At 69.7% G+C, this 21,062-nt stretch carries 23 protein-coding genes and 1 pseudogene; 13 read left to right on the forward strand and 11 right to left on the reverse strand.

The genetic code is table 11. The features are described from left to right. Positions 1–33 precede the first annotated feature (33 nt). The 5 genes and pseudogenes from Aco03nite_RS29620 to Aco03nite_RS55125 all read left to right on the forward strand — a co-directional run. Entirely contained in the window at positions 34–588 is a 555-nt protein-coding gene (locus Aco03nite_RS29620) for a PadR family transcriptional regulator (RefSeq protein WP_203800467.1), read from the forward strand. A gap of 119 nt (positions 589–707) precedes the next feature. Further along, the gene (locus Aco03nite_RS29625; RefSeq protein WP_203800470.1) at positions 708–1,403 is read left to right on the forward strand and encodes an SGNH/GDSL hydrolase family protein; all 696 of its coding nucleotides are present in this window, start codon (positions 708–710) and stop codon (positions 1,401–1,403) included. Next, on the forward strand, positions 1,369–2,115 hold the full coding sequence (locus Aco03nite_RS29630; protein ID WP_203800473.1) for a class I SAM-dependent methyltransferase: 747 nt from the start codon (positions 1,369–1,371) through the stop codon (positions 2,113–2,115). Before Aco03nite_RS29625 ends, Aco03nite_RS29630 begins: the two co-directional genes overlap by 35 nt. Further along, the gene (locus Aco03nite_RS29635) at positions 2,112–2,609 is read left to right on the forward strand and encodes a PH domain-containing protein (RefSeq protein ID WP_203800479.1); all 498 of its coding nucleotides are present in this window, start codon (positions 2,112–2,114) and stop codon (positions 2,607–2,609) included. Before Aco03nite_RS29630 ends, Aco03nite_RS29635 begins: the two co-directional genes overlap by 4 nt. A 53-nt stretch (positions 2,610–2,662) precedes the next feature. Continuing rightward, positions 2,663–2,950, forward strand: a pseudogene (locus Aco03nite_RS55125) (PH domain-containing protein); the annotation flags it as partial. A gap of 47 nt (positions 2,951–2,997) precedes the next feature. On the opposite strand, the gene Aco03nite_RS53240 reads toward Aco03nite_RS55125, so the two are convergent. Then, positions 2,998–3,270 (reverse strand): hypothetical protein, encoded by a 273-nt coding sequence (locus Aco03nite_RS53240; RefSeq protein ID WP_239145532.1) that lies wholly within the window; start codon positions 3,268–3,270, stop codon positions 2,998–3,000. On the opposite strand from Aco03nite_RS53240, the gene Aco03nite_RS53245 reads away from it, so the two are divergent. Continuing rightward, positions 3,245–4,276: a PH domain-containing protein gene (locus Aco03nite_RS53245; RefSeq protein ID WP_239145533.1), complete on the forward strand. Its 1,032-nt coding sequence runs from the start codon at positions 3,245–3,247 to the stop codon at positions 4,274–4,276. The genes Aco03nite_RS53240 and Aco03nite_RS53245 overlap by 26 nt on opposite strands. Here the strand turns inward: Aco03nite_RS53245 and Aco03nite_RS29645 are convergent. The 6 genes from Aco03nite_RS29645 to Aco03nite_RS29670 all read right to left on the reverse strand — a co-directional run bounded on the left by Aco03nite_RS29645 (position 4,263) and on the right by Aco03nite_RS29670 (position 8,273). Further along, a complete protein-coding gene (locus Aco03nite_RS29645) occupies positions 4,263–4,661 on the reverse strand; it encodes a PPOX class F420-dependent oxidoreductase (RefSeq protein ID WP_203800491.1) in 399 nt (132 codons plus the stop codon). The genes Aco03nite_RS53245 and Aco03nite_RS29645 overlap by 14 nt on opposite strands. Positions 4,662–4,729: 68 nt before the next feature. Continuing rightward, complete coding sequence (locus Aco03nite_RS29650) at positions 4,730–5,521, reverse strand: hypothetical protein (RefSeq protein WP_203800492.1); 792 nt, start codon at positions 5,519–5,521, stop codon at positions 4,730–4,732. 12 nt (positions 5,522–5,533) lie between these two features. After that, a complete protein-coding gene (locus tag Aco03nite_RS29655) occupies positions 5,534–5,848 on the reverse strand; it encodes a type VII secretion target (RefSeq protein ID WP_203800494.1) in 315 nt (104 codons plus the stop codon). Then, the gene (locus Aco03nite_RS29660; RefSeq protein ID WP_203800498.1) at positions 5,848–6,573 is read right to left on the reverse strand and encodes a hypothetical protein; all 726 of its coding nucleotides are present in this window, start codon (positions 6,571–6,573) and stop codon (positions 5,848–5,850) included. The genes Aco03nite_RS29655 and Aco03nite_RS29660 overlap by 1 nt, the downstream gene beginning before the upstream one ends. Further along, positions 6,570–6,983: a hypothetical protein gene (locus tag Aco03nite_RS29665; RefSeq protein ID WP_203800501.1), complete on the reverse strand. Its 414-nt coding sequence runs from the start codon at positions 6,981–6,983 to the stop codon at positions 6,570–6,572. The genes Aco03nite_RS29660 and Aco03nite_RS29665 overlap by 4 nt, the downstream gene beginning before the upstream one ends. Positions 6,984–7,082: 99 nt before the next feature. Further along, a complete protein-coding gene (locus Aco03nite_RS29670; protein WP_203800504.1) occupies positions 7,083–8,273 on the reverse strand; it encodes an MFS transporter in 1,191 nt (396 codons plus the stop codon). Positions 8,274–8,339: 66 nt separating this feature from the next. On the opposite strand from Aco03nite_RS29670, the gene Aco03nite_RS29675 reads away from it, so the two are divergent. The 3 genes from Aco03nite_RS29675 (at position 8,340) to Aco03nite_RS29685 (ending at position 12,427) form a co-directional block, all read left to right on the forward strand. Further along, complete coding sequence (locus tag Aco03nite_RS29675; protein WP_203800506.1) at positions 8,340–9,296, forward strand: ArsR/SmtB family transcription factor; 957 nt, start codon at positions 8,340–8,342, stop codon at positions 9,294–9,296. 29 nt (positions 9,297–9,325) lie between these two features. Continuing rightward, positions 9,326–12,073, forward strand: coding sequence for a DEAD/DEAH box helicase (locus tag Aco03nite_RS29680; RefSeq protein WP_203800508.1), 2,748 nt, complete (start codon positions 9,326–9,328; stop codon positions 12,071–12,073). 189 nt (positions 12,074–12,262) lie between these two features. After that, a complete protein-coding gene (locus Aco03nite_RS29685; protein ID WP_203800510.1) occupies positions 12,263–12,427 on the forward strand; it encodes a hypothetical protein in 165 nt (54 codons plus the stop codon). A 61-nt stretch (positions 12,428–12,488) separates the two neighbouring features. Here the strand turns inward: Aco03nite_RS29685 and mmsB are convergent, their stop codons facing one another. The 3 genes from mmsB to chvE all read right to left on the reverse strand — a co-directional run bounded on the left by mmsB (position 12,489) and on the right by chvE (position 16,442). After that, positions 12,489–13,694 carry a multiple monosaccharide ABC transporter permease gene (gene mmsB, locus Aco03nite_RS29690; protein ID WP_239145534.1) on the reverse strand — a complete coding sequence of 402 codons (1,206 nt, stop codon included), beginning with the start codon at positions 13,692–13,694 and terminating at the stop codon, positions 12,489–12,491. Further along, positions 13,691–15,244, reverse strand: coding sequence for a multiple monosaccharide ABC transporter ATP-binding protein (gene mmsA / locus Aco03nite_RS29695; protein WP_203800519.1), 1,554 nt, complete (start codon positions 15,242–15,244; stop codon positions 13,691–13,693). Before mmsA ends, mmsB begins: the two co-directional genes overlap by 4 nt. Before the next feature lie 73 nt (positions 15,245–15,317). Beyond that, complete coding sequence (gene chvE / locus Aco03nite_RS29700) at positions 15,318–16,442, reverse strand: multiple monosaccharide ABC transporter substrate-binding protein (RefSeq protein WP_203800520.1); 1,125 nt, start codon at positions 16,440–16,442, stop codon at positions 15,318–15,320. A gap of 289 nt (positions 16,443–16,731) precedes the next feature. Between chvE and Aco03nite_RS29705 the strand changes: the two genes are divergently transcribed. Then, entirely contained in the window at positions 16,732–17,931 is a 1,200-nt protein-coding gene (locus Aco03nite_RS29705; RefSeq protein ID WP_203800521.1) for an ROK family transcriptional regulator, read from the forward strand. 224 nt (positions 17,932–18,155) lie between these two features. Continuing rightward, a complete protein-coding gene (locus tag Aco03nite_RS29710) occupies positions 18,156–19,088 on the forward strand; it encodes an Acg family FMN-binding oxidoreductase (protein WP_203800522.1) in 933 nt (310 codons plus the stop codon). On the opposite strand, the gene Aco03nite_RS29715 is transcribed toward Aco03nite_RS29710, so the two are convergent. Then, positions 19,063–19,470 (reverse strand): DUF2000 domain-containing protein, encoded by a 408-nt coding sequence (locus tag Aco03nite_RS29715; protein ID WP_203800525.1) that lies wholly within the window; start codon positions 19,468–19,470, stop codon positions 19,063–19,065. The genes Aco03nite_RS29710 and Aco03nite_RS29715 overlap by 26 nt on opposite strands. Here Aco03nite_RS29715 and Aco03nite_RS29720 point away from each other — a divergent pair. Together Aco03nite_RS29720 and Aco03nite_RS29725 are read left to right on the forward strand one after the other, a co-directional pair. Next, the gene (locus Aco03nite_RS29720; protein WP_203800527.1) at positions 19,469–20,341 is read left to right on the forward strand and encodes an AraC family transcriptional regulator; all 873 of its coding nucleotides are present in this window, start codon (positions 19,469–19,471) and stop codon (positions 20,339–20,341) included. The two genes, Aco03nite_RS29715 and Aco03nite_RS29720, sit on opposite strands and share 2 nt — an antisense overlap. A 51-nt stretch (positions 20,342–20,392) precedes the next feature. Then, a complete protein-coding gene (locus tag Aco03nite_RS29725; RefSeq protein WP_203800529.1) occupies positions 20,393–21,058 on the forward strand; it encodes a hypothetical protein in 666 nt (221 codons plus the stop codon). The last annotated feature ends 4 nt before the right edge of the window (positions 21,059–21,062 follow it).

Consider the following 21,062-nt stretch of genomic DNA (forward strand, 5'->3'; position numbering starts at 1 on the left):
AAAGGCGAACGGGCACGTCCGTAGGATGCGGTCGTGGCACTGAGGAACGCGTTGCTGGCAGCTCTGGTCGATCGGGAGTCGTCCGGTTACGACCTGGCCAAGCAGTTCCGCAGTTCGGTGGCCAACTTCTGGACCTGCACGCCGCAGCAGCTCTACCGCGAGCTGGAGAAGATGGAAGCCGAGGGGCTGCTCTCGGCCCGGGTCGTCAAGCAGGACAAACGCCCGGACAAACGGATCTTCTCGGTGACCGCGGAGGGCCGGGCCGCCCTGCACGCGTTCACCAGGCGCTCCCCCAAGCCGACCACGGTCCGCGACGAGCTGCTGATCCAGGTCGAGTCGCTGGCGCACGGCGACGTCGCCAGCATCCGCGAGTCGATCCGGACGCAGCTGGCCGCCAGCCGGGTCCGTCTGGACGGGTACCAGAAACGGCTCGCCGACATCCTCGGGAGCCGGACCGACGCCGAGTTCCTGGCCACCGGCACCCGGATCGGACCCTACCTGACACTGCACCGGGGCATCAGCTTCGAACGGGAGAACATCGCCTGGGCCGAACTGGCACTGGACGTGCTGACCCGGCGGTTCCCGTGACGGGTTCTCCGGTGACCATCGCATCCGGCCCGGCGGTCGCCGGGCGGTCCGGTGCCGCGCCCGGCTCGCGTGGCCGCTACGGGACCTGACGACTGCGGCGAGAGGTGTAGGCGTACCCGATGAATGGTGTTGTCGCTCTTCAGGGTCTGTGGGTCAAAACGGTCACCAGGCGGCTGCCGGAACCCGCCGGGGAACCGTCCGGGAGTGTGCCGGGGACGTTACCGGCGCTGCGGATCGCCGTGACCGGGGAGTCGACGGCGGCCGGGTGCGGGGTGGGCCGGCACGACGAGGGGTTCGCGGCGGCGTTCGCGCGGGAGGTCGCGGCGCGCACCGGGCAGGCGGTGGACTGGACCGCGACCGGGCGGTACGGGGCGACCGCGGTACAGATTCGGCAGGACCTCCTGCCGACCGAAACCGATCTCAACATGGTGGTCGTGCTGGCCGGCGTCAACGACGTGCTCACCCGGCGCCGACCGGAGCAGTGGCGCGAGGATCTGAGCGCGCTCGTCGGCGACCTGGCCGGGCGGACCACCCGGATCGTGGTGACCGGGATCCCGCCGTTCACACTCTTCCCGGCGCTGCCGTCGCGGCTGGCGCACTATCTGGCCGATCGGGCGGCCCTGCTGGACAACGTGTCCACCCAGGTCTGCCGGGGGCGTGCGATGTTCGTGCGCTCGGAGTTCGACGAGGTGCCCGACGGGTTCTTCGCGGCCGATAGTTTCCATCCATCGGCCGCCGGCTATCGGCAGTGGGCGGCCATGGTCGCTGCGGAGGTGCACGGTGAGGCTTTTCGGTACGGTCGCCGGACTGTATGACACGGCGCGCCCCGGCTATCCGGCGTGGATCGGGACGGCGATCGCCGATCATCACGGGCGGACGCCGCGGTCGGTGGCCGAGATCGGCGCCGGGACCGGGAAGGGCACGGCGGTCCTGACCGATTTGAACGCGCCGCTCACCTGCCTCGAACCGGATCCACGGATGGCGGCGGTGCTCGCCGAACGGTTCCCGGACGCGACCGTCCACATCGGGACGTTCGAGGAGTGGACGCCGCCGGCCGGTGGGGTGGACGTGCTCGCGTGCGCGATGGCCTGGCACTGGCTCGACCCGGCGACCCGCAACCGGCTGGCCTTCGACGCGCTCGCGCCGGGCGGGACGCTGGCCGTTTTCGGACATCGGTACGGGTATGCCGACGCGGCGCAGGGTGCCGCGATCCAGGCGGTCCTGGACGACGTGGACCCGGACGTGGCGGACCGGCCGGTCGACTGGTTCCACGACGACGTGCTCGCATCGGGGCTGTTCGGCGACGTACGCAAGCAGGTCGCGCTGACACCGCTCCCCCTGGACCGGGCCGGTTACCTGGGCCTGATGCAGACCTTCGGGCCCTTCCTGCGGCACACCCCGGAACAACAGCGGTACGGGCTGGACCGGCTCGGCCGCACGATCGACGACTTCGGCGGCACCGTGGTGATGCAATTGCGCACCACGCTGGTCCTGGGCTTGAAGGAACCGGTCACCATGGAATCATGAACAACTCTCCCCCGTTGCCCCGGCCACCCCGGCGACCGCTCGACCGGCGGTTCGTCCTGTGGCGCACGGTGGACACCCTGATCTGGGCCACCGTGGTGCTCGGCGCGCTGGGCGCGGTCTGGTTCTTCGCCGAGGTGACCCGCCCCTGGGTGGGACCGGTTCTGATCGTGCTCGCGGTGGTCTACGCGGTCCACGTCGCGGTGATGCCGTCCTGGCGGTACCGGGTGCACCGGTGGGAGACGACCGATGACGCGGTGTACGCGCTGACCGGCTGGCTCACCCATAAGTGGCAGATCGTGCCGATCTCCCGGATCCAGAGCATCGACACCGAGATCGGGCCGTTGCAGCGGATGTTCGGGCTGGCCACGATCACCGTCACCACGGCGTCGTCGGAGGGGAACATCGAGATCGAAGGGGTGTCGGCGGCCGATGCCGCGGACGCCGTGGACCGGTTGCGTGAGGTCACCGCGACCACCGTGGGTGATGCCACGTGACCTGGCGGCGGCTCAGCATCCGGGTCGTTTATCTGGGACTCATCCGGCTGGCCATGTCGCTGGTCACCGGGTATTTCGGGGTGGCCTGGCGGGATGATCCGGTGTGGCCGCTGGTGCTGGGAGCGGTGGGTGGGCTGATCGGGGCCTCTGCCGATCTGAGCCGGTGGCAGACCACCCGGTTCCTGATCACGCCGGAGCGGGTGGAGATGCGTACCGGGTGGATCTCCCGGAAGCATCGGACTGTTGCTCGTGACCGGATTCGATCGGTGGACAGTTCGGCTCGGCTGATTCCTCGGTTGTTGGGGTTGCGGACCGTCAACATCGGGTCGGGGGATGCGGAGACCTCGTTCCAGTTGGATTCTCTTGATCGGGGGGAGGCCGAGCGGGTTCAGCGGGAGTTGATGCCCGGCCGGGGTTCCGCGGTTTCCGCGACCTTCTCGCCCGCCGTGACCTCCTCAACCGCCGCGCCCGCCTCGCCCGCCGTGACCTCCTCAACCGCCGCGCCCGCCTCGCCCGCCTCGCCCGCCTCAACCGCCGCGCCCGCCTCGCCCGGTGAGGCTTCCGCGCCCGCCTCGCCCGGTGAGGCTTCCGCGCCTTCCGCGCCTCCCCATGAGGACATTTCCGACATTTCCGGAATGTCGGATGAGGCGGAGACCGTCATCGCCCGCCTCCGCCGGCCCTGGATCTGGCTGAACGCTTTCCGTATCGAATCTGCCTTCGCCCTGATCGCACCGGTGTTCGCCCTGCACTGGGCGCTGCGCCCGTTCGGCGTCGACCTGTTCCGCACGGCCCGGGACCTGTTCGGCACCGACTTGCGCGGCATCGTGCTGATCCTGCTGATCGCCGTGCCGCTCGGATTCGCCGTCGCGGCCGTGGCCTTCGTGATCGACAACTGGAACTTCGAACTGGTCCGCACCGGCGGCGCCCTGATCACCCGCAAGGGCCTGTTCACCACCACCACCGTGCAACGTTCTGACGAACGCACCCGTGGCATCGCCTTCGCCGAACCCCTACTGACCCGACGGCTCCGGGTGACGAAGACAAAACTGCTGCTCACCGGTTCAGCGGCAGGCGAGGGCGGCGGCGACATCCTCCCCCGCACCCGTCTGGAGGAGGCCCGCGACCTGGCCGCGCAGATCCTTCCCGACGGCGCCCGCCCGCTGGAGGCCCCGCTGCGCCGGCACCCCCGGGGCGCTCTGGTCCGCCGGATCGGCTGGGCGGTCTACACCCCCGTCCTGCTGGCCGCCGCGTTGCTGCCGTTCCCGCTGCCCGGCTGGGTGTGGCCGTTACCGTTCCTGCTCATCCCGGTGACGGTGCCGCTGGCCGCGATCGCCTACCGGTCGCTGGGTCACACCGTTCAAGACGACTACTTGGTCGTACGCGATGGAGCCCTGACCAGACGAACGGTGGCCCTGCAGAATCGTGCCGTGATCGGCTGGAGCCTGGAGCAGTCGCTGTTCCAGCGCTGGGCCGGCCGGATGACGGTGGGCATCGCGACGGCCGCCGGTTCCCGCAGTTACGAGGCCCCCGATGTGAGCGTGGACCAGGCCATGACGCTGATAGCCGAGGCGACTCCCGGTTTGATCAGCGTCATGACCGAGCCTCCAGCCACATCGTCGGCCGCGTCTCCGGCCGTGTCCTCAGCCGGCGAGGTCAGTGCTTGCTGACCGTGGTGGGCCGCACTTTCAGCACCACCCGGTCCGGCGCGTCCTTGGGCACCTCGGTGCCGAACGGAGCGTTGTACCGGGTGGCCAGCTCGACGAAGAACGCCCCGGTCGGGTCAGGTTCGATGTGCTCGACCACGCCCCGGACCTCGAGATACCGATATGGATTCTCCGGATCGATGATCGAGATGGCAACGGCAGGATTAGCCGTGATGTTCTTGAACTTACGCCGAAAGTTGGTGTGCGTGAACTTGATGAACTCCCCGTCCCAGGCGTACCACATCGGATTGACCTGAGGAGTCCCATCCTCCCGAACCGTAGCCAGGTCCGCGAAGAGCGGCCGCTCCAGCAGATCCTTGAAGTCCTCAGGAATAGCCACACCCGTCATGCCTTCTCCTACTCGATACGTAGAGCTTCAGCCCTCCCAGCCTACGTAAACCGGTTCGTGGTCACCGGTCATTCCCCGCCGAGCGACCAGTCGGCGTCCCCGTCGCTGACCGTGGCATCGCTGAAATGCGCCTTGTTCGAGACCGGCCACACTCCGCCGGGGAAACTCCCGGGGTCTACCGCGTCGCCGTGCAGCACTCCCATGGCCGCGACCTGTGCGGTGAGGAACGTGGCGAGAGTGGCAGCCGCCCCGCCGAGCACGGCGGTGTTGAAACCCGCTTCCTCGATGACCAGCGCGGCGCTGGCCCACGAGAAGACCGCTGACCCGAACGCCGCGATCGCCGTCACCGTCGCGGCGATGAGTTTGGCGAGCACCGCGGCCACCGCGATGTAGAAGAGCAGGCCGGCTGCCGCACATCCGGCGAGGGTGGCCGACGTGGTCGTCGCGATCGAACCCACCCGGGCCGCGGCCGCGGCTTGAGCACCGGCGACCGCCAGGTAGGCCTCGCGAGCTCTACCCGACCAGTCGGAGTCGTCGATGACGAGATTCTGCGCCGACACGTCCGTGGAGACTCCGTTCGCGGTCCCCCGCAGGTCCATCCAGTCGTACGAGTCGAGGAACATCCAGATCGGAGCGGTAGCGCCTTTGAGGACGTCGAGAATCCAGTCGAGCATCGCGGTCCCGATCTCGACCGTCTTGTCCGCGGTCCATCTGATCGCCTTGGCGGCCAGCGGATCGACCCACCAGTGGTCGGTGGCCTGTTGCGCGGCGGGTTCGACCTCGGCGAGCTTGGCCTGGAGCGTCGTCGTGCCGTCCTCGATCTCCCGGATGACCGCCTCGTACTGCGCCTGGCTGAACATCGCTGATCCCCTTCAGTAGATGTTCTTGATCCGGTGGGCGCCGGCCTCGTCCTCGGCGTCGTAGGTGTCCGCAGCCGCGCGGAGTGTCGCGGCCACCTCCGTCATCGCGGTAGCACCCTCGGCGCATCGTGCCGAGACGGCCTGGACGACGTCGTTGTACGGGCCGACCATCATCTGGAACAGGCCCGCCTCCAACCGGCCGAAATCCATCTCGGCCGCCGTCCGGCTCAGGGCACCGAGACATCCGGCTTGCTGCTCCCACAGCCCGGCTTCGCTGCGCAGCGCGTTCGTCGCGACCGACACTTCTTCCGGAGTGGGCAGACCCATCACCGATCACCTCGATCCGGCAGGTCGCCGGTCAAAGCCGCGAGGGTGGCCCAGGCATCATGGAGGGCCGCATCGACACCCGGATCCGGTTTCGGGACCGCATCAGCGACTCGATGCCGGGCGGACGTGAGCGTGGTGCGGAGAGCCGCCGTGATCGTCGCGCCGTCACGTGGGCGCGCCCAGTTCGGATCGATCTCACAACCGAGCAGCGCACCCGGGCCGAGACGGATGACGACCGGGTCTCCGCTGTCGGCTCCCGCTGTCGATTCCACTGCATTCGCCGGCTGATCCCCGGCCGTGTGCAGTGCTCTGAGGACCGGTTCGCTGAACTCGGCGTCGTCACGCACGCGTCCGCTGGACGGAATCGCCCGGCCTACGGCAGGTTCGTCGAAGGTCGCCTGTTCCGAGTCCCGCTGACGCCGCCACCAGTGTTCGTCGTCGAGCCGGTCGGCCCAGGTTCGCAGGGCCTGCCGGACACCGTCGTGGTAGGCGCCCATGACCGCCGCACCGAGATCCTCCGGTTCGATCCGGTCCTCCCATCCCCCTCGAACCGTGATCTCGACCGGTAACCCGGCCGGATCGAGGATCACGGAGACCCGGCCCGTCGGGTCGCAGCCCTCGGACCGCTGGGGAATCGCCGCGGTGAGGCCGGCCGCCAGGCGCCCGAATCGATCAGCCCGCTGGTGCAGTCGTTGCATGTCCCCCAGCCATGTCTCGCCGCTCACCGCTCCACTCCCGCCGGCCGGGACCTCGTCACGGCGCGCACGATCATCACGATCGAGAACACCGCGTGCACCAGCAGGACAGCGAGGATCAGCAGCGCGCCGCCGGAGAAGAGGAAGAAGAACGCGGTCAATGCCAGGAGCCCGCTGGCCACGCTCAGGAGAACGGCGACGACCGAAGCCGGGAGGCCGCTCGTCCGGCGCAGAGCCAGAACCGCCCCGGCCACCGCGAGCACGGCTGCCGCGATGCCCACCACGACAGTGCCGAGACGACCCACCGGCGACGCGTCGGCCACCTCGGGGAACATCACCGCTGCCAGCGCTGTCACACCCGGCTCCACCACGGCCGGCGTGACGAACAGGAACAACGCCAGCCCTCCGATGTTCTCCGGTCCGACCGATTCCCGTGACATCTGACTACCTCCGGACGACCAAAAAGACCGGTACTCACAAGGATTAACACCAGTGTGGCGTCTCGGGTTCACCCACGCCGTCCGCGTTCTCGGCCGGGCCTAGCGGCGGGCGCGGTGGATGGTGGTGGCCACCAGGCAGGTGGCTGCTCCGGCCGCGGTCATCGCCAGGGTGGGGGACGTCAGTTCGGCCAGGGTGCCGGACAGGAGGGGGCCGGCGCCCTGCAGGGCCATCATGCCGGTGGAGAGCAGGGCGAAGACCTGGCCTCGGCGTTCTGGTGGGGACGCCTCCAGGAATTCGCGTTGCAGGCCCAGGCTGTAGGCGAAGCCGGTGCCGGCCACGGCCAGGACCGCCACCACTGCGGGTAGCGGCAGCGGTAACCCGAGCAGTAGCAGTGGGGCGCCCAGCAGTACCACCAGCGGGGCCGCCAGACGTTCCCGCATGCTCGGGCGGACGAAACGGCCCACCAGGAACTCGCCCAGCAGCATGCCCAGCGGGGACGCTGCCATCAGGATCGCTCCGGTTCCCGGTGGGAAACCCCTGGTGGCGCCGTACGGGACCAGCAGGGCCTCGGCTCCGGCCGCGAACGCGCACGGTAGCCACTGGGCCAGGAACAGGGCGCGCAGTCTGCGGTCGCCCAGCAGGTTCACGGCTCCGGTCCAGCTGTCCCGGACTGCTCCACCGGTTCTGGTGGTGGCGGGCGGGAAGGTGGGCAGTCCGAAACGGACCAGCAGGACCGTCAGCAGGTGGGCCGCGGCCGCGAACAGCAGGGCGTGTTCGGCGCCCAGGGCGGCCACCGCCACCCCGCCGCCGGCCAGGCCCAGCAACTGGGCCACCGAGGAGGACATTCCGGTCAGCGCCCGGCCCAGGACGTAGGCGTCGCCGGTCAGGCGGTCGGCAATCACCCGGGCCGCGGCTCCGGCGAAGACCGGGGTGAAGCAGGCCACCGCGGCCACCAGCAGCAGGTTCGCCAGGACCGGGAGGTCGGCCAGGCCCAGGGTGGCAGCCAGGGCCGCCTCCAGCAGGTAGCCGCCGACGATCAGCGGGCGGGCCGGCAACCTGTCGGTCAGCGAGCCCAGCAGCAGGCCTCCGGCGAACTGGGGGAGGAAACCGGCGCCGAACGCGAGCGCGCTCAGCAGCGGGGATCCGGTGGCGCCGTAGACCAGCACCGACAGGGCGAAGATCTGCAGGCTGTTGGCGCTGATGGAGACGCCGCGGGCCACGAACAGGGTGCGGAACACCGGTTCGGCGAAAACCTCGCGGTAGGTGGCGGGGCGGTCGGTGACGGACATGCCACGAGACTGCTTTCCCCGCGTACGGCAAACCAATGTTTCGCTCTGGAACGTAAGGTCGAGGGCGTGCTGCGATTCGCGACGAGCCCGGAGGACATGGCCCGGACCAGGTTCGCCCTGTCTCCGGTCTTCGAGCTGCTGAATCTGCTGCGGGCCCTGGCCAGTCCGCACGGGCGGGGTGTGCCGAAGGAGTGGCAGGATCGCCTCCGCGACAGATACCGTCATCTCGCGACGAGTCGGGCAGCGAAGGCCATCGAACGCCTGCACACGGGTAACTCGGGGGCGAACTTCATCTGTCCCCCACCCCGAAAACCCGGTCAGACGATCGAGGACGACCTGGCCGCGATCCGCCGGGCTCCGCCGGAGACGGTCCGCGCCGAGATCGACTTCTACACCAGGGATGAACCCGACGACTTCCTGAACGCGCCGGACGTCCAGGACAGGCTCGCCGACTTCCTGCGGCAGGCGTGGCGGGAACTGGTCGCCGACGACTGGCCCCGGCTGCGGCTGCTGTGTGAGCGCGACATCGTGCACCGGTCCGCGGAACTCGGCCGGGGCGGCTGGCAGGCGGCGCTGACCGGGCTGCATCCGAAGATCCGCTGGCGGGACGGCGGCATCGACCTGATCGGGCGGCGCGGCGGAACCCTGGACCTCGGCGGCGCGGGACTGCTGCTGGTGCCGTCGGTGTTCATCTGGCCCGAGTTCGCGGTCTTCGACGACGACCCGTGGCCGAAAGCGATCGTCTACCCGGCCCGTGGGGTGGCGACCCTGCTGGAGCACGGGCCGCCGCGCGCCCCGGACCACCTGACCGCGCTGATCGGCCGGTCCCGGGCGCTGATCCTGGTGATGCTGGCCGACCCGGCGAGCACCAGCCAGCTGGCCCGGGCCCTGGACCTGGCGACCGGCGCCACCGGCGACCACCTGGCCGTCCTGCTGCGCTCGGGGCTGGTGGAACGGGCCCGCTCCGGCCGCAGCGTCCTCTACCACCGCACTCCCCTGGGGGACGCGCTGAGCGGCGGGTAGCGTTCCCGGAGGCCGGAGGGGGAGATCACGTGTGGGAAGCGGCGCTGACGTCGTTGAGCGGTGCCGCCGATTCCGGCGAGAACCTGGGGCTGGGCCTGCAGTTCGAGGTGACCACCGCGGGCCGGGTCGGGATGCGCCCGGTGCTGCCCGGCTACAACGGCTGGGTCAAGGGCGGGGTGTCGTGGCGGACCCTGGAACGGGTGTTCCGCAGCCATCCGCACCTGGAGCTGCTGCTGGAGTTGCGGGCACAGTTCCAGAGCGGCCCGCACTACCGTTTCTACGTCGACGAGCGGCTGCTGCACCTGGACGAGTTCCCCACCCGGCGGGTGTGGGACGTGCTCCTGGAAGCGCAGCAGACCGGGCTGCCGCTGGTGACGACGGGCCGCGCGGCCGAACCGGTGACCGTCCGGCCGGAGCCGGTGGGATTCGCCGTGCACGCCGGCCGGGAGGGCGCCGATCTGCGGTTGCGCCCGGTCCTGACGGCCGGTGACACCGCCCTGGATCCGGCCCGGCTGGCGCTGGCCGGCGATCCGGCGCACGGTGTCGCCTGGTGGGATCTGGCCCGTGGCAAGCCGGTGTCGCTGCATCTCGCGCCGCTGGCCCGGCCGGTCCGCGCGGAGCAGGTGAAAGCCCTGGCCGAGCCGCCGATCGTGGTGCCGGTGGCGGACGAGCCGCGGTTCCTGCGGCAGTACTACCCGGGGCTGGCGAAGCACACCACCGTGGTCGCGGTCGACAAGTCGGTGACCCTGCCCGACCCGAACCGGTCGACGGTGACGCTGGTCGGCCGGTTGCTGCCGGGACACCGCCTGGAGCTGAGCTGGGAGTGGGATCCGCCCACCGCGACGAACCCGCGCGTCGACGAGCTGGTGACCGACCCCCGGTACGGGCTGACCACCAGGGGAAAGACAGTGGTCGCCGGGGACGTCATGCTGCGCGTGCTGCGTGAGCTGGTGCCGCGGTTGCGGGAGATCCCGGACGTCGTGGTGGATCTGGATCTGGACGAGACCGGCTACGTCGAGACGACCGAGGCCCCGGTGGTCACGTTCAGCGACCAGACCGACGGGGACGGCAAGCGGGACTGGTTCGATCTCGCGATCCGGGTGACCGTCGACGGCGAGGAGGTCGGGTTCCGGGACCTGTTCGTGGCCCTGGCCCGGGAGCAGGAGTTCCTGATCCTGCCGAGCGGCCGCTACGTCACCCTGGACCGGCCGGAGTTCCACCGGCTGCACGAGCTGATCGTCGAGTCGCTGTCGCTGCACGACACCCCGCCGGGCGTGCTGCGGGTCGGCCGCCTGCAGCCCGGGGTGTGGCAGGACGTGACCGATCTGGGTGAGCTGAGCGGTCCGGCCGCCGCCTGGCTGGAGTCGATCCGGGATCCGGGCGAGACCCCGCGGGTGCCGCCGGGTGTGCACGCCACCCTGCGCGGTTATCAGGAGGACGGGTTCGCCTGGCTGGCCACCCTGTACCGGCACGGTCTCGGCGGGGTGCTCGCCGACGACATGGGCCTGGGCAAGACGCTGCAGACCCTGGCGATGATCGTGCACGCCGGCGCGGACGTCCCGTTCCTGGTGGTGGCCCCGGCCAGTGTGGTCGGCAACTGGGTGGCGGAGAGCGCCCGGTTCGCCCCGGACCTGGCGGTGCACGCGGTGCGCCGGACCGGCGAGCTGGCCGCGGTGGCGCCCGGTACGCGGATCGTCGTCACGTCGTACACCCTGTTCCGGCTGGAGTACGACGAGTACGCCGCGATGCCGTGGGCGGGGCTGATCCTGGACGAGGCCCAGTTCGTCAAGAACGCTGGCTCGCTGGCGTACCAATGTGCCCGGGATCTGCCGGTCGGATTCAAGCTGGCGATCACCGGCACCCCGGTGGAGAACCACCTGGCCGAGTTGTGGGCGTTGCTGTCGATCACGTCGCCGGGGCTGCTGCCGCGTCTCGACCGGTTCACCGACCACTACCGTCGGCCGATCGAACGCGACCGGGACCAGCAGCGGCTGGCACAGCTGCGGCGGCGGATCCGGCCGTTGATGCTGCGGCGGCGCAAGAGCGAGGTGGCCGCCGATCTGCCGGACAAGCAGGAGCAGATCCTGGAGCTGGAGCTGAACCCGCGGCAGCGGCGGGTCTACCAGGCCTATCTGCAGCGGGAGCGGCGCAAGGTGCTCGGGCTGCTCGGTGACCTGCGCAGGAACCGGTTCGAGATCTTCCGGTCGCTGACCCTGCTGCGGCAGGCGGCCCTGGACGTCGCGCTGGTCGACGACGAGCATCAGGGTGTCCCGTCGACCAAGCTGGACGCGCTCGCCGAACGGGTCACCGACATCGTCGCCGAGGGGCACCGGATCCTGGTGTTCAGCCAGTTCACCCGGTTCCTGGACGCGGCCCGGCAACGGCTGGAGGCGGCCGGGATCGCCTGCTCCTATCTGGACGGCAAGACCTCGCGGCGGACCGAGGTGATCGACGGGTTCAAGTCCGGGACCGCGCCGGTCTTCCTGATCAGCCTCAAGGCCGGCGGGTTCGGGCTGAACCTGACCGAGGCCGACTACTGCATCATGCTGGATCCGTGGTGGAACCCGGCGACCGAGGCGCAGGCGGTCGACCGGGTCCACCGGATCGGGCAGACCCGCAACGTGATGGTCTACCGGCTGGTCGCGAGCGACACCATCGAGGAGAAGGTGATGGCGTTGCAGGCGCGCAAGGCCGAGTTGTCGGGCAGTGTCCTGGACGGCGGCGACTTCGCCTCGGCGGAGATGACCGCCGCCGACATCCAGGGGCTACTGGACTGAGCGGTAACCGGCGTCCATTTCTCGCAGGGTGTCCTCGATCCAGTCGGCGGTGAACGCGCCGACGTGCGGGAGGTGGTCGAGTCGGCGTCGGCGATGAATGACGGGATGTCCGGGGCGCCCCACACCCAGAGCACGTGCTCCCAGTAGTGCGGGACCGGGTTCTCGCCCTCGCGCTCCTGGTCCACGTCGATGATCGTGCAGGCCACCCAGGAGGTCGCGCCGGAGAACTGGCGGCGGGCGCTGGGCATCATCCTGGACGGTCTCCGGGCCGGCGCGGCGTCCCCGCTGCCGGAGCCGGCGCTGATCCGCGAGCAGATGCACGCCGCCATGCTGGGCCTGTTCAAACGCCGGTGAAACGCAGATGAGGGGGGCGCCGTCCCAGGCGGCACCCCCCTCATCTCCCCCCAAGAAGGTCTTACTTGCCGCGACGCTTGTTCAGGATGTCGAACGCGACGGCGACGATGAGGACCAGGCCCTTGATGACCATCTGCCACTCGGGCACGACGTTCGTGATGGACAGGCCCATGTTGAGCACGCCCATGATCAGGGCGCCGATGATGGCGCCGGTGACCTTTCCGACGCCGCCGGTGACGGCGGTGCCACCGATGAAGGCGGCGGCGATGGCGTCCAGCTCGTAGTTCTGGCCGGCCGCGGCGACCGACGAACCGGCGCGGGCGGTGGTGATGACCGCGGCGACACCGGCGAGCAGGCCCATGTTCACGAACAGCAGGAAGTTGACCCGCTTGGTCTTCACACCGGACAGCATGGCGGCGGGCAGGTTGCCACCCATCGCGTAGATGTGCCGGCCGAAGATCGTGTTGTTCATGATGAACGAGTAGAGCAGGACCAGCACGCCCACGATGATCAGGACGATCGGCATGCCGCCTGCGCTGCTGGCCAGCAGCCAGGTGAGGTAACCGATGGCGGCGACGCCGACGACCAGCTTGCCGAGGAACGCGGCGAACGGCTCGGTGCGCAGGTCGTTCTTGACCAGCTCACGGCGGGTGCGGACCTGGCTGATCAGCAGACCGAGCGCGGCGACCGCACCGATCACGACGGAGACCACGTCCAGATTGCCGGCGAAACCGAGCCAGTTCGGCAGGGCTCCGTTGGCCAGGGCGTTGAAGTCGCTGGGCAGACCGCCGACGGTGGTGCCGACGAAGTAGATCGCCAGACCGCGGAACAGCAGCATGCCACCGAGGGTGACGATGAACGCCGGGATGCCGACGTACGCGACCCAGAAGCCCTGCCACGCGCCGACGACGCCGCCGAGGACGATGGCCAGCACGACCGCGACCGGCCAGGCGATGTCCCACTGCATGATCATCAGACCGGTGATGCCGCCGACGAAGGCGACCACCGAACCGACCGACAGGTCGATGTGACCCGCCACGATGATCATGACCATGCCGATGGTCAGGATGAACACGTACGCGTTCTGCTGGATCAGCGACACGACGTTGTTCGGCAGCAGCATCAGGCCGTTGGTGTCGTACTGGAACCACAGCGTGATCACGACCAGCGCCGCAACCATGACGTACTGCTTGAGGTTGCCGCCGAGGTAGCCGGCGAGCGAGCCGCCCTCGGTCTTGGCCTTCTTGGTCTGGGTGGCCGTGCTCACCGGGTCGCTCCGCTCTTCTCCATGGTCATGTAACGCATGAGGCTCTCCTGTGAGGCCTCGGCGCGGGGCAGCTGACCGGTGATGCGCCCCTGGCTCATCGCGTAGATCCGGTCACAGATGCCGAGCAGCTCGGGCAGCTCGGAGGAGATCACGATGACGGCTTTGCCGGAGTCGGCAAGCTTGTTGATGATCTCGTAGATCTCGTACTTGGCGCCGACGTCGATACCGCGGGTCGGCTCGTCCAGGATCAGCACCTCAGGCTCGGCGAACAGCCACCGGCTGAGCACCACCTTCTGCTGGTTGCCGCCGGACAGCTTGCCCACCTGCACGTCGACACTGGGCGTCTTGGTGCGCATGTCCTTGCGGTACTGCTCGGAGATGGTGATCTCCTTGGCCGCGTTCACCACACCGAGGCGGGCGATCTTCTGCAGCCGCGCGGCGGTGGTGTTGCGCTTGATGTCCTCGATCAGGTTCAAACCGTAGTGCTTGCGGTCCTCGGTGGCGTACGCGATGCCGTTCTCGATCGCGGCCGACACGGTCTTGATGCCGACCGGCTTGCCGTGCAGGTACAGCTGGCCGGAGATCCCGGTGCCGTAGCTGTGCCCGAACACGCTCATCGCCAGTTCGGTGCGCCCGGCGCCCATCAGCCCGGCGATCCCGACGATCTCACCGGCCCGCACGTCGAGAGCGGCGTTGTCCACCACGACCCGGCTCGGGTCGTTGGGGTGGTGCACGGTCCAGTTCTCGATCCGCAGGATCTCCTCGCCGATGGTCGGCGTGTGATCCGGGTAGCGGTTCTCCAGGTCACGGCCCACCATCGTACGAATGATGCGGTCCTCGGAGACCGGCTCGGCACCGTGCATGTCGAGGGTCTCGATGCTCTGGCCGTCCCGGATGATCGTCGTGCTGTCGGCGATCGCGGCGATCTCGTTGAGCTTGTGCGAGATGATGATCGAGGTGATGCCCTCGGCCTTCAGCTGGCGCAGCAGGCCGAGCAGGTGAGCGCTGTCCTCGTCGTTCAGAGCCGCGGTGGGCTCGTCGAGGATGAGCAGCTTGACCTTCTTCGACAGCGCCTTGGCGATCTCGACGAGCTGCTGCTTACCGACACCGATGTCCATGATCTTGGTGTCCGGCTGCTCGTTCAGACCGACGCGGGTCAGCAGGTCGGCGGCCTGCCGGTTGGTCTGCGCCCAGTTGATCACGCCGCCGGAGGCCCGCTCGTTGCCGAGGAAGATGTTCTCGGCGATCGAGAGGAACGGGCTGAGCGCGAGCTCCTGGTGGATGATGACGATGCCGCGCTCCTCGGAGTCACGGGTCGTCTTGAACTTGCAGGTCTCGCCTTCGAAGACGATGTCGCCCTCGTAGGAGCCGTACCCGTAGACGCCGCTGAGTACCTTCATCAGCGTCGACTTGCCGGCACCGTTCTCGCCACAAATGGCGTGAACCTCCCCGCGGGCCACGCTCAGCGTGACGTCCGAAAGCGCCTTGACGCCCGGGAAGGTTTTGGTGATCCCCCGCATCTCCAGGATCGGGGTCGTGTCGTTGGCCATCGTACGACTCGCTTGCTCTTGAGGTCCGACCGGAACGGCCGGGCCCCCTTGCGGGAACCCGGCCGGTTGCGACTTACAGGCCGAGCTTGTCGGCGGTGTAGAAGCCGGAGTCGACCAGCTTGGCCTTGATGTCGTCCTTGACGACGACGACCGGCGGGAGCAGGTACGACGGGACGACCTTGTTGCCGTTGTTGTAGGTCTTCTCGTCGTTGACCTCGACCGTGGTGCCCTTGACGATCGCGTCGATCATCTTGGCGACCTGGTCACCCAGGGTGCGGGTGTCCTTCCAGACGGTCATCGACTGCTTGTCGGCCTGGATGTTCTTGACGTTCGCCAGGTCGGCGTCCTGACCGGTCAGGATCGGGTAGTCAGCGCCCGGCTTGTAGCCCTTGGAGTCCAGCGACTGCGCGATACCCAGCGCGAGGGAGTCGTTCGGGGAGAGAACGACGTTGACCTTCTTGCCACCGGTGTAGAACGAGTTCAGCCGGTTGTCCATCTCCGCCTGCGCGGTCTCGGACTTCCAACCGGTGATGGAGACGGTCTTCCAGTCCTCCTCGCCGGCGATCTTCTTGCCCGACGGGATGACCAGCTTGCCGCTCTCGACGTACGGCTTGAGAACGTCCCACGCGCCGTTGAAGAAGAACTTGGCGTTGTTGTCGTCCGACGAACCGGCGAAGGGCTCGAGGTTGAACGGGCCCTTGCCGTCCTTGAGGCCCAGCTTCTCCTCGATGAACTCACCCTGGAGCTTGCCGACCAGGTAGTTGTCGAAGGTGGCGTAGTAGTCCACGTTCGGCGTGCCGTTGATCAGGCGGTCGTACGCGATGACCTTGATCTTGGCGTTGGCGGCCTTCTCGAGCACCGGGCTGAGCGCGGTGCCGTCGATCGAGGCGACGACCAGAACCTTGGCGTTCTGGTTGATCATGTTCTCGATCTGGGTGATCTGCTGGTCGACCTTGTTGTCGGCGAACTGCAGCGAGGTCGTGTAACCGGCCTTCTTCAGCAGGTCGTCGAGGTGCGCGCCGTCGTTGTTCCAGCGCTCGAGGCTGCGGGTCGGCATGGCGATGCCGACCAGGCCGCCACCGGAACCCGACGAACCGGAGGTGGACTCCTCGGCGTCGCGGGTGCTGCTGCAAGCGGAAGTCGCGGCCAGGGAAGCAGCCAGAGCGACCGACGCGAGGACCCGGAATTTCTTGGACACCTCGGCGTCTCCTTTCAATCGGGCCCGGGGGGTGCGGGCCACGTGGTGGCTATCGATTTGTTGCTGCGGACAACATACGGTCTTTACGACGGGGTTTCACGAGGGGGTCCGTAACGGCTGTGTAACACTCCCCGTGACCGCTGAGGCCATCAGACGAGTACCTGGGGGCGAAAGTCCCCACAGCCCGTAACCGAACCCGCGAGGATCCTATTTGTTGGCCCCGGCGACTAATGTCGAGGGCCTACTTCAACGGACCGCTATCGTGGCGTCACGCAAGCGAAGGAGGACGATGCAGACCGGAACGGTCAATCCACGTGCCGCGCACCTGTCCCTGGCGCTGCGCCACGTCGCCGACTCCGCAGACGGTATCTCGCGGGCCGGGATCGCCGCGCGCACCGGTCTCAACCGGTCCACCGCCTCCAGCCTGATCGACGAGCTGATCACCGGCGGGCTGGTCCGGGAGACCGGTTTCCACAAGGGGGCCGCGCGACCGGGCCGTCCCGGCACCGCCCTGGCCCTGCGCAACGACGGCCCGGCCGGCATGGGCATCGACGTCAACGTCGACTACACCGCCGTCTGCGTGGTCGACCTGACCGGCGCCCTGCGCTACAAGCACGTCCTGGCCGAGGACCAGCGCGGCCACACCACCCGCGAGATCCTGGACCGCATCGCCCACCTGGCCCGCGGCGCCCGCCAGGCCGCCGCCGCCGACGGCCTCACCGTCTGCGGCAGCGCGGTGGCCGTCCCCGGCATCGTCGACCGCGCGCACGCCACCGTCACCCTGGCCCCCAACCTGGGCTGGCGCCAGCTCGACGTCACCGAGGTCCTGCCCGCCGACATCCACGACGGCCGCACCACCCTCGACAACGAGGCCAACTACGCCGCCCTGTCCGAATCCGCCCTGCTGCGCCGCCGGGCCAGCTACCTGTTCGTCAGCGGTCAGATCGGTGTCGGTGCCGGCATCGTCCTGGACGGCACCCTCTACCGCGGCGCGCACGGCTGGTCCGGCGAGATCGGCCACCTCACCGTCGACCGCGACGGCCCCGAGTGCCCGTGCGGCCGCCGGGGTTGCCTGGAGCGGTACGCCGGCCAGGAGGCGATACTGCGGGCCGCCGGGATCCCCGCCGACGCCGGCACCAGCTTCGGCGTCCGCCCCACCGTCGCCGTCCTGGCCGAACGCGCCCGGGCCGGCTGCCCCGCCACCCTGGCCGCGCTGACCACCGCCGGCCAGGTGCTGGGCGACACCCTCGCCGGCTGCCTGAACCTGCTGGACCTGACCCACGTCGTCCTCGGCGGCATCTACCGCGAGCTGGCGCCGTGGATGGCCCCGCCGATCGAACACGAGCTGTCCACCCAGTTCCTCGGCGCCCCCTGGGCCAGCCCGACGGTCCAGGTCTCGACATACGGCCCGGAGGCCCCCGCGATGGGCGCGGCCCGCTCGGTGATCCACAACGTCCTGACCAACCCCCTCCCCTGGCTGACCCGCTGACTCTCTCCCCGGGGCTCACGGCAGTCGTCGTTTTCCGACCCTTTGCCGGTACGTTCCAAGACGTCCCGCCACAATCCGGTCCGTTCTGCCTCGTCGCCGCGGGGCAGGCGGCCCGCCACGACCGACCCGCGACCGCCGGGCCGGATGCGTCCGGCGCGGTCACCCCGGCGGGACGGGACCTCTGGCCCTGAACGGTGCGACCCTCGGAGGGCCAGGGTGGGGGCATGACCTCGCGGACGGCGGTTCTCGCCCACGCGGCGCGGCAGGCACGGCACGCGCCGTCGATTCTCAACACCCAGCCGTGGCAGTGGCGGATCGGGCGGCACACCGCCGAGCTGCGTTTCGACCCCGAGCGGCTGCTCGACCACGTCGACCCGGATCGGCACCTGGCGCTGCTCAGCTGTGGCGCCGCCCTGCACCACGCCGTCGTCACGATCCGCGCGCAGGGCTGGGACGCCACCGTCGAACGGTCCGCCGGCCCGCACCGCCAGGATCGGCCGCTCGCCCGGATCACGCTGGCCGGGGTCACGGCGGCCGCGTTCGGGGACCTGGCCGCGGCTGTCCCGCACCGGCGTACCGACAGGCGGGCCTTCGGCGCTCAACCACCCGGGGACGCGATCGTCGACGAGCTGCGGCGGGTGGTGCTGCCGCACGGCTTCGACACGCATCCGGTCCGGCGGGACGAAGTGCCGCTGCTGGCCGCCGCCACCGCCCGGGCCGCCTCGGACGCCGCCCGCCGTCCCGGGCACACCGCCGAGGTCGTCCGATGGGCGTCCGGCGGGTCGTCGGCGGGCGGGATCCGGCCGGTGCCGATGCGGGCACTGCACGGGCCGGCCACCGGGGACGGCGACGTCGGCGCCCGCTACCTGGTCCTGCACGGCACCGTCGCCGACGACTGGCTGCGCGCCGGGGAAGCCCTGTCGGCGCTGCTGCTGACCGCCACCGTCCGCGGGGTGGCGTGCTCGCCGATGACCGAACTCGTCGAGGCGCCGTGGCCGCGCGGCCTGCTCGCCACCCTGGTCGGCGGGACGATCCACCCGTACCTGGTGCTCCGCATCGGCTACCCGGTCGACGACGAACCACCCCCGGCCGCAGCACGGCGACCGGAGGCGGAGACGACGTCCTACCTGTTCACGGGTGCATCGTCGCGCCCTTGAAGATCTTGTCGACGGTGTTGCGCGGCCCGTGCACGGCGATCCCGACCAGATCCAGATCGGCGGTACGCACGGCCCGGACCGCGTCCCGGTTGGCAGCGTCGTGCCCGGTGGCGAAAAGATCCGACGTGAACACCGCGAGACTCGTGCGCCCCAGTGCCTTGGCGTGCGCCGCGGTGAGCAGCTCCTTGCCGCCCTGGAAGATCATCACCGGCTGGCGGAACATCGGCAGGTACTCGACGTCGTCGGCGTCGGCATACGGCTGACCGACCACCTCCGCAACCGTGGACCCCAGCCCGGAGACGAGAAAGGCGGTGACGTTCAGGCGCTGCCAGGTCAGCAGGTCGTCCCGCAGCAGTACGGCGATCTTGGTGTCGAACCTCATGCGCCCATCGTTTCCCGGCTCCGCCGCCCGGGTCTTGTACGATTTTGACGTGCCCCAGCTCCGAGCCTGGCGGCCGCCACTGCACGGGGTCGCCGAGGTGTTGCACGCGCGCTTCGACGAGCACGCCTACCCCATGCACGCCCATGACACGTGGGCCGTGCTGCTCGTCGACTCCGGTGCCGTCCGCTACGACCTGGACCGGCACTCCCGCGGCGCGTTCGGTGATCTCGTCACCGTGCTGCCCCCGCGGGTTCCGCACAACGGCACCTCGGCCCGGCCCGGTGGTTTCCGCAAACGGGTCCTCTACCTGGAGGCCGACCAGCTGCCCGCCGGGCTGATCGGCGCCAGCGTCGACGCGCCCGCCATCGCCGACCGGGCCCTGCACGCCGCGATCTCCCGCGTGCACCGCCTGATCCGCGACCCCGGTGACGCCCCGCTGGCCGAGAGTCTGCTGGTCCTGGCGCTGGATCGGCTACGGGTCCGGCTCGGCGCCCCGGAACCGCCGCGCCCACCGGGCCGGGCCGCCGCCCACGCGCTGCGCGACCTGCTGGAGGACAACGTGGTGGCCGGCCTGCCGTTGCCGGTGGCGGCGGCGACGCTGCACTTCGACGCCGCCCACCTGGTCCGCTCGTTCCGCGGCGAGTTCGGCATGAGCCCCCACCAGTACCTGATCTCCCGCCGCGTCGACCTGGCCCGCCACCTGATCCTGACCGGCCGCCCGTTGCGCCAGGTGGCGGCCGACGCCGGTTTCCACGACCAGCCCCACCTGAACCGCCACTTCAAACGCATCCTCGGCGTCACCCCCGGCCACTTCGCCGACCTGGCACCACCCGGAACCCGGCACGACACCGATCGACGGCCGCGGTTATAGTGCCGCTCGCGGAAGTCCTGATCGGACCGGACGCCGCACGGGGAGACGTTCGTGAACCATCGGATCGCCGCCGGGACCGCCGCCGGTGCGGCGCTGGCGACGCTGCTGGCCGGGTGTTCGGCCGGTCCGCCGAGGAACCGGGCGGACCCGGCCGGCGCGCTGACCCTGGCACGGACCGAACTGGAGAAGGACACTTACCGGCTCACCACGGCGTTGGGCACCACCGTTCTGATGACCGGCGTGGTGGATCCCGTCACCAGGAACTCGGAGACCGTCTGGACCCGTGCCCGGCAGGACACCACCGTCCGCCGGATCGACGGGGTGAACTACGTCCGGTTCCCGCCGGAGCAAGCCGGCGGCGACGACCGGAAGTGGGAGACGGTGCGGACGCCTGAGGGCGGCGGCCTGGCCTCTTTCGACGCCTCCTCGATCCTGGGCAGTCTCGCGACGGTCGCCGAGCCGCGGTGGGCCGACTACGACACGGTCGAAGGCGTCATCGACCTGACCACGTTCTCCGAGTCGCTCGGGCCCTCCCCCGCCGGGATCGACCCGCAGCCGCCCCGGATGGTCGCGTTCCAGGCCGACATCGAGGGCCGCGGGCGGCTCGCCGAGCTACGGGTCACGACGGCCTCCGCTGTCCACGCCGTGACCTTCTCCGAGTTCGGCACCCCCGTCGACGTCAAGGTGCCGCCGGCCGCGGACACCTACCCCGATTGACCCG

This window comes from Actinoplanes couchii (assembly GCF_016862075.1).
Lineage (GTDB): Bacteria > Actinomycetota > Actinomycetes > Mycobacteriales > Micromonosporaceae > Actinoplanes > Actinoplanes couchii.